The sequence below is a fragment of the Pleionea litopenaei genome (assembly GCF_031198435.1).
GTDB lineage: Bacteria > Pseudomonadota > Gammaproteobacteria > Enterobacterales > Kangiellaceae > Pleionea > Pleionea litopenaei.
Window position 1 is genome coordinate 612,800 of the sequence record NZ_CP133548.1, and the last position, 15,584, is coordinate 628,383.

16 protein-coding genes are annotated in these 15,584 nt (G+C 39.9%); 4 read left to right on the forward strand and 12 right to left on the reverse strand.

The genetic code is table 11. From position 1 onward, the window contains the following. Positions 1–270: 270 nt before the first annotated feature. The gene (locus Q9312_RS02660; RefSeq protein ID WP_309202993.1) at positions 271–1,050 is read left to right on the forward strand and encodes an RMD1 family protein; all 780 of its coding nucleotides are present in this window, start codon (positions 271–273) and stop codon (positions 1,048–1,050) included. Between the two features lie 37 nt (positions 1,051–1,087). Here the strand turns inward: Q9312_RS02660 and Q9312_RS02665 are convergent, their stop codons facing one another. The 10 genes from Q9312_RS02665 to Q9312_RS02710 form a co-directional block, all read right to left on the reverse strand. Then, positions 1,088–2,782 carry a Na(+)/H(+) antiporter subunit D gene (locus Q9312_RS02665; RefSeq protein ID WP_309202994.1) on the reverse strand — a complete coding sequence of 565 codons (1,695 nt, stop codon included), beginning with the start codon at positions 2,780–2,782 and terminating at the stop codon, positions 1,088–1,090. Beyond that, the gene (locus tag Q9312_RS02670) at positions 2,779–3,084 is read right to left on the reverse strand and encodes a hypothetical protein (protein WP_309202995.1); all 306 of its coding nucleotides are present in this window, start codon (positions 3,082–3,084) and stop codon (positions 2,779–2,781) included. The genes Q9312_RS02665 and Q9312_RS02670 overlap by 4 nt, the downstream gene beginning before the upstream one ends. 9 nt (positions 3,085–3,093) lie before the next feature. Next, positions 3,094–4,569: a proton-conducting transporter transmembrane domain-containing protein gene (locus tag Q9312_RS02675; protein ID WP_309202996.1), complete on the reverse strand. Its 1,476-nt coding sequence runs from the start codon at positions 4,567–4,569 to the stop codon at positions 3,094–3,096. After that, on the reverse strand, positions 4,569–5,996 hold the full coding sequence (locus Q9312_RS02680) for a monovalent cation/H+ antiporter subunit D family protein (protein WP_309202997.1): 1,428 nt from the start codon (positions 5,994–5,996) through the stop codon (positions 4,569–4,571). Before Q9312_RS02680 ends, Q9312_RS02675 begins: the two co-directional genes overlap by 1 nt. 56 nt (positions 5,997–6,052) lie before the next feature. Beyond that, the gene (locus Q9312_RS02685) at positions 6,053–6,403 is read right to left on the reverse strand and encodes a cation:proton antiporter subunit C (RefSeq protein ID WP_309202998.1); all 351 of its coding nucleotides are present in this window, start codon (positions 6,401–6,403) and stop codon (positions 6,053–6,055) included. Continuing rightward, positions 6,400–7,452 (reverse strand): DUF4040 domain-containing protein, encoded by a 1,053-nt coding sequence (locus tag Q9312_RS02690; protein ID WP_435408769.1) that lies wholly within the window; start codon positions 7,450–7,452, stop codon positions 6,400–6,402. Before Q9312_RS02690 ends, Q9312_RS02685 begins: the two co-directional genes overlap by 4 nt. Continuing rightward, positions 7,430–7,759, reverse strand: coding sequence for a monovalent cation/H(+) antiporter subunit G (mnhG, locus tag Q9312_RS02695; RefSeq protein WP_309203000.1), 330 nt, complete (start codon positions 7,757–7,759; stop codon positions 7,430–7,432). The genes Q9312_RS02690 and mnhG overlap by 23 nt, the downstream gene beginning before the upstream one ends. Continuing rightward, complete coding sequence (locus tag Q9312_RS02700) at positions 7,759–8,034, reverse strand: MrpF/PhaF family protein (protein WP_309203001.1); 276 nt, start codon at positions 8,032–8,034, stop codon at positions 7,759–7,761. The genes mnhG and Q9312_RS02700 overlap by 1 nt, the downstream gene beginning before the upstream one ends. A gap of 8 nt (positions 8,035–8,042) precedes the next feature. Continuing rightward, positions 8,043–8,510 (reverse strand): Na+/H+ antiporter subunit E, encoded by a 468-nt coding sequence (locus Q9312_RS02705; protein ID WP_309203002.1) that lies wholly within the window; start codon positions 8,508–8,510, stop codon positions 8,043–8,045. 80 nt (positions 8,511–8,590) lie between these two features. After that, a complete protein-coding gene (locus tag Q9312_RS02710; RefSeq protein ID WP_309203004.1) occupies positions 8,591–9,022 on the reverse strand; it encodes a hypothetical protein in 432 nt (143 codons plus the stop codon). Positions 9,023–9,201: 179 nt separating this feature from the next. Here Q9312_RS02710 and Q9312_RS02715 point away from each other — a divergent pair, with 179 nt between their 5' ends. Both Q9312_RS02715 and Q9312_RS02720 read left to right on the forward strand, forming a co-directional pair. Next, positions 9,202–9,918: a response regulator gene (locus tag Q9312_RS02715; protein ID WP_309203005.1), complete on the forward strand. Its 717-nt coding sequence runs from the start codon at positions 9,202–9,204 to the stop codon at positions 9,916–9,918. 17 nt (positions 9,919–9,935) lie between these two features. Beyond that, positions 9,936–11,288 (forward strand): ATP-binding protein, encoded by a 1,353-nt coding sequence (locus Q9312_RS02720; protein WP_309203006.1) that lies wholly within the window; start codon positions 9,936–9,938, stop codon positions 11,286–11,288. A gap of 122 nt (positions 11,289–11,410) precedes the next feature. On the opposite strand, the gene Q9312_RS02725 is transcribed toward Q9312_RS02720, so the two are convergent. Together Q9312_RS02725 and Q9312_RS02730 are read right to left on the reverse strand one after the other, a co-directional pair. Beyond that, a complete protein-coding gene (locus Q9312_RS02725) occupies positions 11,411–12,127 on the reverse strand; it encodes a YebC/PmpR family DNA-binding transcriptional regulator (RefSeq protein WP_309203007.1) in 717 nt (238 codons plus the stop codon). A gap of 541 nt (positions 12,128–12,668) precedes the next feature. Continuing rightward, the gene (locus tag Q9312_RS02730) at positions 12,669–13,709 is read right to left on the reverse strand and encodes an IS481 family transposase (protein WP_309201277.1); all 1,041 of its coding nucleotides are present in this window, start codon (positions 13,707–13,709) and stop codon (positions 12,669–12,671) included. 174 nt (positions 13,710–13,883) lie between these two features. Here Q9312_RS02730 and Q9312_RS02735 point away from each other — a divergent pair, with 174 nt between their 5' ends. Further along, entirely contained in the window at positions 13,884–15,536 is a 1,653-nt protein-coding gene (locus tag Q9312_RS02735; protein ID WP_309203008.1) for an ethylbenzene dehydrogenase-related protein, read from the forward strand. Positions 15,537–15,584: the final 48 nt, after the last annotated feature.

A 15,584-nucleotide genomic window follows, 5' to 3' on the forward strand; every position in this document is an offset into this window, starting at 1 on the left:
CTCCTGTTTTAAACTCTGCTTTAGACAATCTTAGGTGGGTGTCCTGTCTTAGTTTAGAATCCATTTACTGATTATATATTTATCGTTTGGAATAAAATTTTCTTTCTTATATTTAAGTTTTCAACTACATTTCTGTCGCTTAGGTGCAAATACATTTCAAAAAGAGTATTCGCTTTTTAAGCTTTAGAGTATATTTGAAAAATATGCATAATATTCAAAGTGTTACAAAGCGCTTTTGAGTTTAAGTTTGACTTATTTGAGTGGTTAAAAATGACGTCTTATTCAAATGGCTTAATTGAGTCAGTGGCTGTTGCAAGACAGTTTGAAGACAATAAACTTGAAAGTCTTCTAAACGAAACCTATCGGTCTACCCGCTATCGTGATGCATTTCTGGTCGAACTTGAAGACGGAGAGGCTTGGGTCTTTCTCTACGGGGTTATAATATTTTGGGGAGCCGACCTAGCTCTGAAGTCTCGTTTAATTGCAGACCTAGAAAATGTTGCTGAGGACAAATTTTTACAGTCTGAAGTTGAGCGCTTCAACTTTACCGTCGGTGATGTTGCCCAGATCCGTGAAGAGACGTTAACGCTCTCTGAGAATACACCAATAGAGAGGCTGGCAGCTTCTCATGCCTTGGCTCAGTCTGCTAAATTAGGGCACTTTGAGAACAGGGCGAGAGACGTGATTGTACAGAATGAGTTTATTCCAAGACAACTAGCGACTTCAGGACGAACGTCATTAAGCCGTAAAAAGCTTGCCAAATTAAGAGGGACCTTATTCAGTGTAAACAGTGATATCTTATTAAACTTTAACTTATTGGATACGCCTGAATTCTTTTGGAGTTATCCAGAGCAAGAAGCAATGTACCACACGGTCGCTAAATATTTAGATATTAGCCCTAGAATAACTGTTCTAAACAAAAAACTAGAAGCTATTCATGAGTTGCTCGCTATGCTCGCCGAAGAGCAAAATCATAAACATTCATCACTATTAGAGTGGATAATAATCTTATTGATAGCTCTAGAGCTTGCGTTATTTTTTGTTCACTAGGTGTTAGAACCTAGTGAACGTTATTTCACGGTAGCTATTATATGAAACTAAGTAACAGAAATACCGCAAGTAGTAATGATATCCAAGAAACCATTGCGCTCGTCGAAATTGATGCGCCAGAAAGAAGAGTGTCTAATCCTGGCACAAGTTTCGATTGCCACTTAATATTGTCGTAAATCCTTAAAGTAACTGCCTTGCTCTTACGTGATAACAAACCCAATCGATAAACAAATGCATTAAACATATTTGGGATTGCTCGTCTGTAAATCCAATCAAACTCTAAGTTTGTTGAGGGCAATTCTGGTGGGTATAAGTTTTTTAAATTCAACCAGACAAAAGCCAATGCAGAGAAGAATAGTAACTGCAGCTGCGTTAATACATGTGTTACGTCATAGGGCGTATACTCTGCATTAAACGGAAGATGTTGATATAAAACATTCGGGAAAACTCCGAGTGTTACACAAAGTACTGCAGCAATGGTCATTGCTAACAGCATATTCTTGGGTGGTTCAGTCGTTCGAATTCCCGAGTCATGTGCAAAGAAAGCGAAGTAAGGAATTTTTATGCCTGCGTGATGAAATACACCAGCTGAGGCAAACAATAGAATAAGCCATACGCCATTATAGTTTTCGTAAAGTGCTGCAGTCATGATCATTGACTTACTGATAAAGCCGCTGAATAAAGGGAACGCTGAAATTGAAGCTGCACCAACAATACATAGTATGGTTGTTTTAGGCATGGACTTGTAAAGCCCACCTAATTCGGACCCATTAATTTTCCCAGTCATATGTAAAACAGCACCCATTGACATAAACAACAGACCTTTAAAGATAACATCAGTAAATGCGTGTGCGACGGCGCCATTAAGAGCTAATGCGGTTCCAATTCCAACGCCTACCACCATAAATCCTAATTGATTCACTAAACTGTAGGCCAGTACTCGGCGTAAATCATTTTCTATGACGGCATAGAAAATAGGAAAACAAGCCATGGCCGCGCCAATATAAACAAGCAAGTCTTCACCTGGATAAGCTCGCGCCAAACAATACACGGCTACTTTAGTCGTAAAGGCACTTAGAAAGACGGTTCCTGTTGCAGTGGCCTCAGGGTAGGCATCAGTAAGCCAATTATGAACAAATGGAAACGCACACTTTATTCCAAATGCTGCGAATATAAGCCATCCATGGGTTCCCAATAAGCCGATAAAGTCAAATTGTAATGATTGATGCTCGTACCAATAAAAGAGTATGCCTGCTAAGAGGAGTAATCCTGATAATATCTGAACTTGCAAATAACGCATGCCGGCTTTAAAAGCACGGTCAGTACCTCTGGCCCAAATAAGGAACACCGAGCTCAGCGCTAGAAATTCCCAAAAAATAAACAGAGTTAATAGATCGCCCGCAAAAACTGCACCGAGAGCGCTTCCTGCATAAATCAGCGAGGTTGATTGTTGCAGTGTTGACTTAACATGAAGCGAGAATATTATTCCAATCAAGGCCGCAATATGAAACAAATAGCCGAACAAAAGACTTAACCTATCTATTCGTAATGGTGTTATTTCAAAGTTTAAGAAGGTCCATTGCCAGACCATTCCTTCTTCTAAGTTCGCCACATTTACGGCACTGCATATGAGTGCGATAAAAACGATAACCGTGCGAGTATGTCCTTTTGTTAAAGGAACGATGATGGCAGCGAGAAATAGAAAGATGAAAGGAAAGGTTGCCGGTATCATGAATGACCTCCATTTTCTACTTGATTCTCTGACGCTATCTCTCGTTCACTTGAGCTGTTGCAGTAGAAATTTTCTTCACGCATTATTATTTTTCGCATCCATTTAGCAACAACAACCAAAACGACGCATCCAACAAAGCCGTAGATAGGGTAGAATCCCCAAAGCCATTCCAATGGATGTTTACTGTATCTAGTAAGAATAAAGTCAAGAATAAAGAGTAGTCCGCAGCATATATACAGCCCTCGAATTATCCACTTAACATTCCGCTCAGAATCAAAAAAATAATCTTTTTTATCAGACATAATCGCTCGCTAAAGAATTCTCTGTGCCATTTCGACAAATGGCTGTGGGAAGACAAACAGCAATAAACAGCACAAAGTTGTAACTACAATAGCTATCAGCGAAGCAACGGGTGCTTCTTTAATTTCAAATCGACTTTTATAACCATTCGTTTGGGATGTGCTTTTCGCTGGCAAAAATGCCTTGATGGGTATTGGAAGTAAGTAATATATATTCAATAAAGAACTTATCATGAGTGTGCTCATTAGTATCAGCTGTTCGGTTTCGACGGTTGCCATTAGAAGATACCATTTACTCCAGGTTCCACCGACCGGAGGTAAACCGATAATACTTAAACTCGCAATAAAAAATGCTGTCATAGTCACTGGCATTTTCCAACCTAAACCACGCATTTCGCTTATCTCGCTTTTATGACTGGCCACCAAGATGGCTCCAGCGCAAAAGAACAAGGTGATTTTTCCGAAGGCATGCATCAATATGTGTAAAGTACTACCTGTGACACTGGTAGAAGTGATCAGTAACGCACCTAAAATAACGTAACTTAGTTGACTAATAGTCGAGTAAGCCAGTCTCTTTTTTAGATTATCTTGCCGCATTGCAATTAACGAAGAGAGGAGGATGGTAGTACCCGTTAAATAAATTAAAAACTGGGTAGTAATAAGGCCGCTTAACGCATCTGCACCGAAAATAAATACACAAACCTTGATGATACTAAAGACACCTGCCTTAACAACAGCAACAGCATGAAGTAGCGCACTTACTGGCGTAGGAGCGACCATGGCAGCGGGCAACCAACGATGTATCGGCATAATGGCGGCTTTACCAATACCAAAAATGAAAAGTATGAGTAAGCACGACAGCAGTATGCTTGAAGCATCTTTATTAAAAACTCCACCGGGTGTAAATGTCAAAGTATCTGCTGTTAAGAAAGTTATGATGATCGCTGGGAGAAAAAGGAATATGGACGTAAACAGAAGAATTCCTAAATAAACGCGTCCTCCATGTTTTGCTTTCTCTGTTCCCGCATGAGTTACCAAGGGGTAGGTGCTTAAGGTTAGCACTTCGTAAAATACAAAAAGGGTAAATAGATTACCTGAGTATGCTACGCCCAAAACCGCGGAGATCGCTATGCTAAAACAGATATAGAATCGGGTTTGATTTTTTTCGTGATGTCCACGCATATAGCCAATGGCATACAAAGTCGTAATTATCCATAAAAAGCCGGCGATTAATGAAAATAATGCACCCAATTCGTCTACCTTAAAGTGAATAGATATTCCCGGTAAGACTTCAATCAGATGCCACTCTACGAGTTGGTTCGCTTTGATCTTTTCAAAGATTGACCACGCTAAAATTAAAACACTAACCCCCGCGGCTAATGAAATAGATTCACGTAAATTAGGCTTGCTTGAAAAGGCGTAAATACCAAATGTCGCAATGAGCGGAATTAAAAGGATGAGAATAATTAGGTTTGTATTACTATCCATTAATTACCCCCTAGCATTAACGTGGCTGCTTGCTCACTGAAGTAAACCGTAAAGCTGGTGTTAATACCGAAGAATAAGTTACTTAACACTAGCGCCCATAAAGATAGCGTTAATGCTAATGGGAGCTTTGTCCTCGTTAGCTTATTTGATCTGTCTACGCTCGTGTCTGTCTTAAACCAAGCGGCTTCTACCACTCTCCAAATATAAATGACCGCTAACAAGGAACCGAGTAACACAAATGCGATGACCAACCATTGTGATTGTTCGGCTGCCGCTTTGACCAAATACCATTTACTTATAAATCCTGCCGTTAAGGGGACTCCAATTAAGCTTAAACCGCCAATGACAAATCCTGCGAAGGTCCAGGGCATTGCTTTTGCGACCCCTTTTAGATCATTTAACTCTGTGCTTTTGGTGTGCATTGCGATCGCGATGAGCGTTAAGAACAGGCCTCCTTTCATTAGAGCGTGATTGAAAAGATGTAATATGCTCGCTTGAACACCTGTCGTTGAGTCTAATCCTATGCCAATAATCATATAGCCTATTTGAGCAACACTGGAGTAGGCTAACATGCGCTTAAGATTTGATTGTTTGATTGCTGACCAAGACGCGAACAGGGTTGCCGCAATACCTAATGTTAAGAAAATACTATTGATTGTATCTTTCAGTTCAGGTGACGATAAGTCGTACACTGAAAAATTGAAACGAATGAGTAAATAGACCGCAACTTTTGTTGCTGTTGCCGCTAAAAATGCTGTGACAATCGATGGTGCATAGGTATAAGCATTGGGTAACCAAAAATGTAATGGAAAAAGTGCCAGTTTTAACGATACGCCAACAAGTATAAATGCATAAGATGCGAGTACTGTTTTTGAACTTACAACGGATGGCAGGCGTTCGGCCAAGTCGAGCATATTTAATGTACCAGTCATCATATACATTAGACCGATACCAATTAAGATAAAAGTAGCACCTATCGTACCGACAATTAAGTATTGATAAGCTGCCCATAACGCTCTTCGGTCACGCCCGAGAGCAATAATACTGTACATTGCTAGCGATGAGATTTCGAGAAATACAAATACATTAAACGCATCTCCCGTTGCTGCAATGCCTAGCAAACCCGCCAGACAAAGTAAGAATGATACGTAAAATAAGGGTTGTCGTTTTGCATCGATTTCAATCTTAATGGCATCTTTTGCTGCAACTAAAGTGATAAATCCAATTGCAGAAATTAGAGTCAGTACAAAAGCATTTAAGTAATCAATACGATATTCGATTCCCCAAGGCGCATCCCAGCCACCGAGCATATAGCTGAGCGTACCTTTATCATTAACCTGAATAATTAAAAGAATACTGGCGAAAAGGGTAAGAGCCGCAACAAGCACTGAGAATAACCAGCCAGCTCGACCTTTAGCTAGTAGCAAGCAAGCGGGTGCTCCAAGTAGAGGTATGATTACTTGTAGTATAGGTAGATGACTGATCACTGCTTTTCCTGCTCTAAAATTTCTGACTCTTCAATGCTGCCATAGCTGGCTTTGATTCGAATTACCAGTGAAAGGGCTAATGCTGTCGTCGCAATTCCTACGACTATTGCGGTGAGTATGAGTACATGAGGGAGTGGATTAGAGTAAAGCTCAGCTCCTTCAAGATAGATGGGCGCTGTTCCATCACTTACATTTCCTGAGCTGATGTAAAAAATAAACACCGAAGTCTGAAAAATGTTTAGACCAATGATCTTCTTCACTAGATTACCTCTCGCAATCACAATAAAGAATCCAATCATCATTAAAATGACTACTACCCAATAATTGAACAAGTCAAAAAATATCATTGAACTTCCTCATTAGTATTCATTTCTTTACCGACTTTTTCGAAGAATGCGAAAAACACTGATAGCATGACACAAGCAACGGTAATTCCAACACCTAGCTCAATAACCACAATGCCAATGTGTTGAGCCGTTTGTGGGTTTTCTGAGAGTACAGAATAATCTAGATAATTCTTACCGCTCAGCAAAGAGACAACTCCGACTGAACCGTAGAGCAATACTCCTACGGCTGATAGAAAACGAACGCTTGACAGATTAACGACTTTCTTTCCGACTTCTAGTCCAAAAAATAGTGTGTAAAGAATGATTGCTGCAGCAAAAATAACCCCAGCTTGAAAACCTCCACCTGGCCCAAAGTCACCGTGAAACTGAACATAAAGTGCAAATATTAAAATTGGCGCTATCAATATCTTGACCACGATTCTAAGAATTTTATGTTCATCTTCTTTAATGATTTTATCGATTAGGTGAGTCTGTAAATTCTTCTTACTTTCTAACCCAAGCAACATTAATACGCCGATTCCAGCAGTAAATATAACCACAACCTCACCTAAGGTGTCATAAGCTCGATAACTAGCGAGTACCGAGGTGACCATGTTTGGAATACCTATTTCAGCTACTGAGTCATTAATGTATCTTGGTGCAACATGTTGTTGAGCGGGAGAGTTTGCCGCACCAAAAGCTGGCATATCAAGCGTGCCAACTATGAGTAGCGCGCCAGTAATAAAGACCAGTATTAACGCGAAGATAGGCTTTTTTATCTCAGCAGATTTTTTCTGAAAGCGACCTACAATGGCTAGAGTGGCAAGCATTAATAATGGTGATATTCCTGCTCCCACAGCTGCCTCAGTGAACGCTACATCAACGGCATCTTTATTCATAAAAAAGCTAGCGGAAACCAGTCCATATATACTGAAGAGCATTGTTGCTGCCAGTAAATCTCTTGAGCGGGCTATATAGATAGACGTAGCCACTAAGATGCACAGTAACGAAATGTTGATGAAAAGTTCGATGATTGTTTCCTCCGCCTTACAACTCGTTCTGTTGTTTATCGTTTTCGATAACAACAGGTTTGAGCCCAGCTTTCCAGGCTGCTTTGCCTAAAGCATGACTAGCAGTTGGACTAGTGATTAAAATAAAAAGCAGAATCAATACTAATTTTGCTAGCACTATGCCCCAACCGGCGATCAACATTAGGCCGACTAGAATCAAACCCGCTGCCAAGGTTTCGGTAACTCCCGCTGCATGCATTCGTGTATAAAAATCTGGAAATCGAATAACGCCTAACGCACCTGAGAAAATTAGGAAACTCCCTGTTAACAAGCAAAAGCCACTAACAATATTTAATACGAGTTCCATTAAGACTTTTCCTCGTTATTTGTTCGCTTTGTTATCTCAACGAACCTCAGTATTCCAATGACACTAATAAAATTAATCAGCGCATACGTCAGTGCTATGTCGAGAAAGTCTGGTCGACCAGAGAGAAAGCCAAGTACAGCGATCAATAAAACAACTTTGGTTCCAAAAAGGTTACCCGCTAGTACACGATCGAATACGCTTGGCCCCTTAAATGCTCTTACTAAAGCCATTGCCATCACGACAATGAGCGCTATAGTCGTTGTGATTAAAATCATTGTTCAACTCACTCTATATCAGTCACTCGTCGATTCATCTCGCCCTCGATTAACTCGTTCATGGCATCTTTGGTTAAAGCGTGAACAAGCACAGAATTGTTTCCGAGTTCTAAAGACAACGTGCCAGGAGTCAGGTTAATTGAGTTGGCGTAGATAACTCTTCCCATGTCAGTCTTCTGTAAAATCGATAAGGTTTTAACTTGTGGCGACACATCAGGAGACGGTTTCCATGCTCGCAAAGCAACATCGATGTTTGACACAATGATTTTTTTAATAAGCCACAAATAGTAAATGGGTAATTGTGCCGATAAATGTATCGGTTGCGACTCATGGTCAACAAGATCCATTCTGTGTGCAATCCAAACAACAAACAAAACAGAAATCACTCCAAAGCCAAGAAACAAAGGGGAGTAGTGTCCGGAATTAACTAACCATATGATGGCTAGCATCACCGCGATACTGATAGTATGGCGCATAGTCACCTCTCGATTAATGGCTGCTGTTGGATTCTCTTTGGATGTGCAGCAGAAGTTTGAAGTTGCAGGACTAAAATTTATTACTCACAGCTGTAATCTGCTTTTAAAATGGAGTAGACAACGGAGCTTGCAAGCTGGTGTTGTTTAGCATCGTACTCGACTTCAGCAATTTTCGTTACTAGCTCATTTAGGAAGCCTTCTGAAGGAACGCAGAACTTAACATTTGCTACTGTTTTAACAGCCACGTCCTTTTGAGGTGCTCGTGTTTTTAAGGCTCGAGTGACAAACTCTGAGGGTAACTGGTCTTCTTTTACGATATTAGGCGAAGCGTCCAGGTAACCCTGAATATAAGCACCGCACAATTGTGGCACACTTTTTCCAGAAATCAGTTTGCAAGACTCAATTAGCGACTTTGCAGAGACCGTTTCTGGGCCGAGTGCACTCAGACTGCCACAAATGAAACCGATAAAAACGACTAAAACTTTGCTATTTCTTACAAATGAGATATTCATATCTAGCCACTAAACACATTTATTGAAGACAGTAGAGTTACTCTGCCACCAAACTTGTAATTAATATTGTCAAATATGTGAAATAATGTGCAGTTGATGCACATTATTTATTCTTTGATAATGCACTGAAATTGTTATAAAAAATGTGTATAGTTAGTGGGCTAGATGTGAGAGAAGCTATGTCCGAACAAAAAACACGTATTCTCATAACCGATGATGATGAAGATATTTGTGAGTTAGTGTCGCAATTATTGGAAGCCAATAATTTTACCAGTGTGACGGCGCACAATGGTGAAGACATGCTCGCCAAACTTGCAGAGTCGCGTATTGATTTAATCCTCCTAGATATCATGCTCCCAGGACGTGATGGTATCGAGTTATGCCGCCATCTTCGAGCCGACCCCGATATGCCACCTATTATAATGTTGACTGCCAAAGATGAAGAAATCGACAGGGTAGTTGGCCTAGAAGTCGGCGCTGACGATTATGTTGTAAAGCCATTTGGAAGCCGAGAATTAATCGCTCGTATTCGAGCTGTGTTAAGAAGAGTTCAGACCCAATCACTTGGCACAAACCGAGGCTCCTATTACTTTAATGGTTGGGAATTTTTGCCAGCCAGAATGGAGCTCATTGATAGCGAATCTACTGTTACCAGTTTATCTTCAAGCGAAAATGAAATTTTATTGGCTTTCGTTAGAAATCCAAAGGTTCCTCTTTCACGAGACAGGCTACTTAGCTTGACTAAAGGCAGGAATAGTAATGCATTTGATCGCAGTATTGATTCTCATATAAGCCGTTTACGACGTAAACTTAAGGATGATGCTAAAAATCCTGAAACTATAAAAACCGCGTGGGGTTCTGGTTATATTTTTACGCATACCGTAGAAATTCGCTAAATTACGCGCGTCTAACGATGAGAAGACTGATTCCAAATAAAATTAAAATTCAAGCCGTTCTATTTTTGAGTGGTGTCTTCGTATTTTCACAAGCCGTCAGCTTGCTAATTTATGAACATAACCGTGAACATACCATTTTAATGACTGAAGCAAGTGATCTAGCTGCAAGAATTTCAGGTATTGTAAGTTTGGCTCAGGAGTTTCCTAGTTCAGAAAGACGAAAAATACTGGCCTCTGCTGAAACGCAGTTTCTTTCTGCATTTCCTATAGTGACGCCATTTGATCCTGATTCTTGTTCAAATAATGAATTTTCTCAAGAAATGGAAAATCAGTTGAGGTCTGCGTTTAATGGCATGAAGGACTTTCAATTACAGGTGTGCGTTAGACCACTGGATGGCATTGCTAGCGTTGTAAAGAAAAACCCGCAAGATGCTCTAGATGTTGTTGTTGTTATCCATTATCCAGATCAATCTTCTTCGATGTTCCATGCGACCTTACCCGTGAAAAACTCTTTATTTAGCGAAACCGTTGTATTTTACTTAATCGTTTTACTCTTAGTTGGGTTACTACTCGCTTGGATTGTAATTGTTAAGTTGGTGTCGCCTATAGAGCGGTTAGCAAAGGCTGCAGAGTCGATTGGTAGAGATATAAATTCAAGTCCAATGAATGAAGAGGGCGCAGAAGAAATACGAGTCGCGGCTCGGTCGTTTAATCAGATGCAATCGCAATTAAAACGATTGATCAATAGTCAGACTGAAATGTTTGCTGCTATTTCTCACGATCTTAAAACCTCGCTTACTCGCTTAAAACTTCGAGTGGAACAAATCGAGAATAAACATCAACAAGATGGTTTAAATCGAGTTGTGAGTGATATGTCTAACATGATTCACTCAATATTAGATTTCATTAGAGGTGATTATAATCGAGAAGATTCTAGAAACGTTGAGTTTAGAGCATTGGTAGAAAGCTTATGTTATGACTTAAAGGATGAAGGCTTTCCAGTGAACTTTGACTCCAAAATTGATGAGCAAGTATTAAATTGTCGTCCAGTCGCTTTGCGTCGAGGAATTCAAAATATAATAGATAATGCTATAAAGTATGGAGAGGCCGCTAATGTTGTCTTAACCTCTGATGGTTCAAATATCATCCTCGAGGTAACGGATAATGGGCCAGGTATACCGGTGGAAAGTTTAAAAGATGTTGTAAAGCCGTTTTATCGTCAAGAGAAGTCGAGAAATAAGAAGACTGGAGGGCTTGGTCTCGGTCTAGCGATAGCGCAAAATATAATACACTCTCATGGCGGCCAACTTATTCTGAATAATCGAGAAGGAAAGGGGTTGAGCGTTAGAATTATGCTTTCTTGCAATTGAGCGACTTGGAATCTTTTTGTAATAGAGCTTTTGAAATAAATAGTTTTTAATATGGACTAAACATTGTATGACTTGCTGCCTCTTGGAGAAAAGAGGCAGCAAAATTTTAAACCATACTTTTGCTAAAAACTGGCGTTATGGTAGACATTTTGTACATCATCTAAATCATTGAGCATATCCATAAATTTTTCGAACATCTCGACGTCATCACCTGTCACATCCACCGTTGTTTGCGGTACGAATTGTATTTCGTCGACCTCAAAGCTAATGTTTGCAATGCTATCCGATAAAGCCTGCTTCGCTTTAAAGTACTCTGAATGCGGTGTGAAAACAGTGATATTGCCATCGGCACTTTCGATATCGGTTACATCGACATCAGCTTCCATTAGTGCATCTAGAACACCTTCTTCGTCTTCACTAGGAAATACAAAAATCGCGCAATGATCAAACATATGACTTACAGTGCCTTGAGTTCCGATTTTGCACTTAGTTTTAGTGAAACATAAGCGAACATCCCCAAACGTACGATTAGGGTTATCGGTTAAGCAATCCACGATTACCATGACATTACCGGGACCAAACCCTTCGTAACGAGCAACTGCAAAGTCTTCTCCGGCTCCGCCTTTCGCTTTATCTAACGCTTTATCAATTACATGAGCAGGTACCTGACTCCGTTTAGCTCGATCGAGCAAGCTTCTTAATGCTAAATTTCCATCAGGATCAATGCCACCTGACTTTGCGGTTACATAAATTTCTCGGCTGAACTTACTGTAGACCTTGGCATTCTGGTCAGACGTTTTTGCCATTGATTCTTTGCGGTTTTGAAAAGCGCGTCCCATAAATCTCTTCTCATGTGTTTAGGCCATAATCCGGGGTATTTTACTTAACAATTTTTCTAGTGTACATAAATTCAAGTTAGCCCAAATTTTAGGTTAGAAAATAAACAAATAAGAGCTAAAAACCGACTGAAGGGGTCTGATAGTTATCTATTTTATAAAAAATATAGAGTACAAACTACTTTAGAAAAACTCTGTAAGACATTGATAAATCTCTATTTACATGCTTTCTTGAGTTTTTGTTTTATTAAGGCTGAAAAAGGTTACTAAGGTGTGACCGGATAGTGTTTTAGGTAGCTCTGAGCCGTGAAGTTTACCTACCAAGGATTAAAACTTAGAGTCTAGATAAGTAGGTTTTGTTTGAATTTTGAACACTTCATTGAAATCATGCATGATTTTTATAGAGTGTTAACCGATTCTCGAAATCTATGCGAGCTCTACGGCACGTTAATCTCAATAGAAAATAAATGAGATTGTTTTATTAAGTTGTACTAGCTCAGACTTAATCTGACAGTTACCCGTTTTTCAATTGGTGTCTGTCAGTTTAGATTTGAGCTAGATTTTTGTCAGCCCAAATTCTCTTACCATCAATTAATGTTTCATTGGGCGTTCGTCCACAACACATTTTTCCTTGATGGGTGCGTTCATTATTGTAGTAAACTATCCATTCGTCCAGATCCTTTTGAAGCTCATCCAGTGAACTGTATAATTTCTTCCGAAATGTAACCTGGTAGAACTCGTTCAATATCGTTTTATGGAATCGTTCGCAGATACCATTGGTTTGCGGTGACATTGCTTTAGTCTTTGTATGCTCGATGTCATTGATTGCTAAATACAGCTGATAGTCGTGATGTTCAACTTTTCCACAATACTCAGTGCCGCGATCCGTTAATACTCGCAACATGGGTAACTCATGTTGCTGGAAGTAAGGTAGCACTTTGTCATTAAGTATGTCGGCTGCGGTAATAGGTGTTTTTGTGGTGTAGAGTTTGGCAAAGGCAACTTTGCTGTAAGTGTCGATGAAGGTTTGTTGGTAAATTCGTCCAACGCCCTTTAGGTTACCGACATAAAAGGTATCTTGTGAGCCTAAGTAGCCAGGGTGAGCTGTTTCAATCTCACCACAGGCTTCATCATCATTTTTCTTCTTCTCAAGTGCAGCTATTTGGCTATCGGTCAGTATGATGCCCTCTTTAGCAACCTTATCTTCCAGTGCCTTCAAGCGCTTCTTAAAGTTTTCTAGGTCATGCCTGAGCCATATCGACCGGACACCGCTCCCTGATACAAAGACTCCTTTCTTTCGCAACTCGTTACTGGTTCGGTGTTGGCCGTGTGCCGGAAACTCAATGGCATAATTGATAACCGCTGTTTCTGTGGCTTCATCAACGCGATTTTTAACATTTGGGTTGCGACGGCTCTTGCTGATAAGGGCATCGATACCGCCTTCTTCGACCAGTTCTTGATAGCGATAAAATGTATCTCGTGATACGCCCATTACCTTACAGGCTTTCGATACGTTCCCGAGTTCTTCTGCTAAGTTAAGTAAACCAGCTTTGTGTTTTATGATTGGGTTGTTAGTATGTAGCATGAGAGTTACCTCTATAACGTTCTGATTTAAAGATTCGACACCTTTAATCAAAACGGGTAACTCTCACTTTTTCAAGTTGATGTGTCAGATTAAGTCGAGACTAATTCAATTAAGTTGTCATTGATTGTTCATCTAGAATGGTTAGCCTTTTGCGCTTTAACTCGGAAATAATCAGTGAAGTTCTCAACGACATGGATATTTTTACACAGTGGATTATTGATTTCTACTCTAGGGGCTCTTTTTACCGGCCTTCGAATTTCTACTGCACAGCGTGATTATACGTTAGCGTTATCTCCGATCCTTCCACAGGGAAATGTTCATCAATTACACTTTTATTTTTCGATATTGTTTTTAGTGTGTTCCCTTGGATTTATATTGGCTTATGGAAAGCGTTGGGTTTCGAGTATTAAATCAGGTTTACGTTCTTATCACCGGATCGTTACTTTTTTGGGCTTTGTTCTCTTACCATTAATTGCGCTCTCTGGACTTAATCGATACTACTCTTGGCTACCTTGGTTTGAATTATGCAATACACACTTTCTACTGGCCATTATTATGGCAATCTATATTGGCTTACATGCTCTGGTTTATTTTGTGCAGTATGGCAGTAAGCTAATAAAAACTATTTTCACACCTAAACCTTTTGCATATTCAAAACTCTTATGGGTCTTTTTGTTGGCGTTAGGCGGCTATTTGTCCATCGTTAAGCTATTTAACGAGACGCCTGATCGACTGTTAACTCAACCGATAACCATTAATACTTTTATTGAAATTGATGGATATGCAAAAGAATCTTCATGGAATGAATCGAAACCGTTAAGTTTAATGACTTATGGAGGGCATAATTTTCATGAGGGAATGACGCCTGTAAGCGTGAGAAGCATGTCAAATGACTTGGAGCTTTTTATGTATATCGAGTGGAAGGACGACACACCCTCTACTCAACATTTGCCGCTTATAAAAACGGATAACGGATGGAAGGTCTTATCAGACGGATTCGAACGATTTGATGAAAGAAAATATTACGAAGATAAGTTTGCAGTGATGATAAGTAACGAATGTGATAAGCCAGTTGCTGGGGTGATGCATATGGGGGCAAAACCCTTAAATGATAAGCCAGCGAATTGGCATGGAAAAGGATTTCATTATACAGAGACGAATTCGTTAGTTGATATTTGGCATTGGAAGGCGGTAAGAACAAATGATATGTACCTAGCGGATGATAATTATTTTAGCCGTCCAGTTAATGAGATAGCAGGAAACCGACGATATAAAGGCGGCTACTTAGCCGATGGTAAAGAGTCTGGTAGTTATGTTATGAACTGGAAATGGTTTAATTCTGAATCAATTACTCCTAAACGGCTTCCTAAAGACACTGCTTGGCTCGATAAATTTCAGCAAGACAAACCTGAGGATCCAACTGTTTCTAAAAATACTCAAGCGCAAGCTCATTTTATCCCAGTTACGAGAAAAAAACATCGAGAGAACAAGTTTAAGAAAGTAGAAGATAGCTCTGCTGTTGCTTGGGTCATTCCTTGGTTTAGTTTCGAACCTTATAAAATTAAAAATGATAATTATATTCCGGGTACGGTCATGCCATCTGTAATGTATCGTTCAAATCGATTTGAGGGCGATAGGTCTGATGTTAGAGCAAGAGGCCGCTGGGAGAATGGGCGTTGGCACCTTGAGATCGCTCGCTCATTAGATACAAAGTCCCAAAAAGACGTTGTCATTAGAGATGGTGTTTGTATTTGGTTTGCTGCGTTCGATCATGCTCAAATAGGGCATACACGACATATCAACCCAGTTAAAATAAAATTTTTATAGCGTCTATTAGTTTTTTGAAAATTTCAGAATCTCAGTTGAATGCGGCGT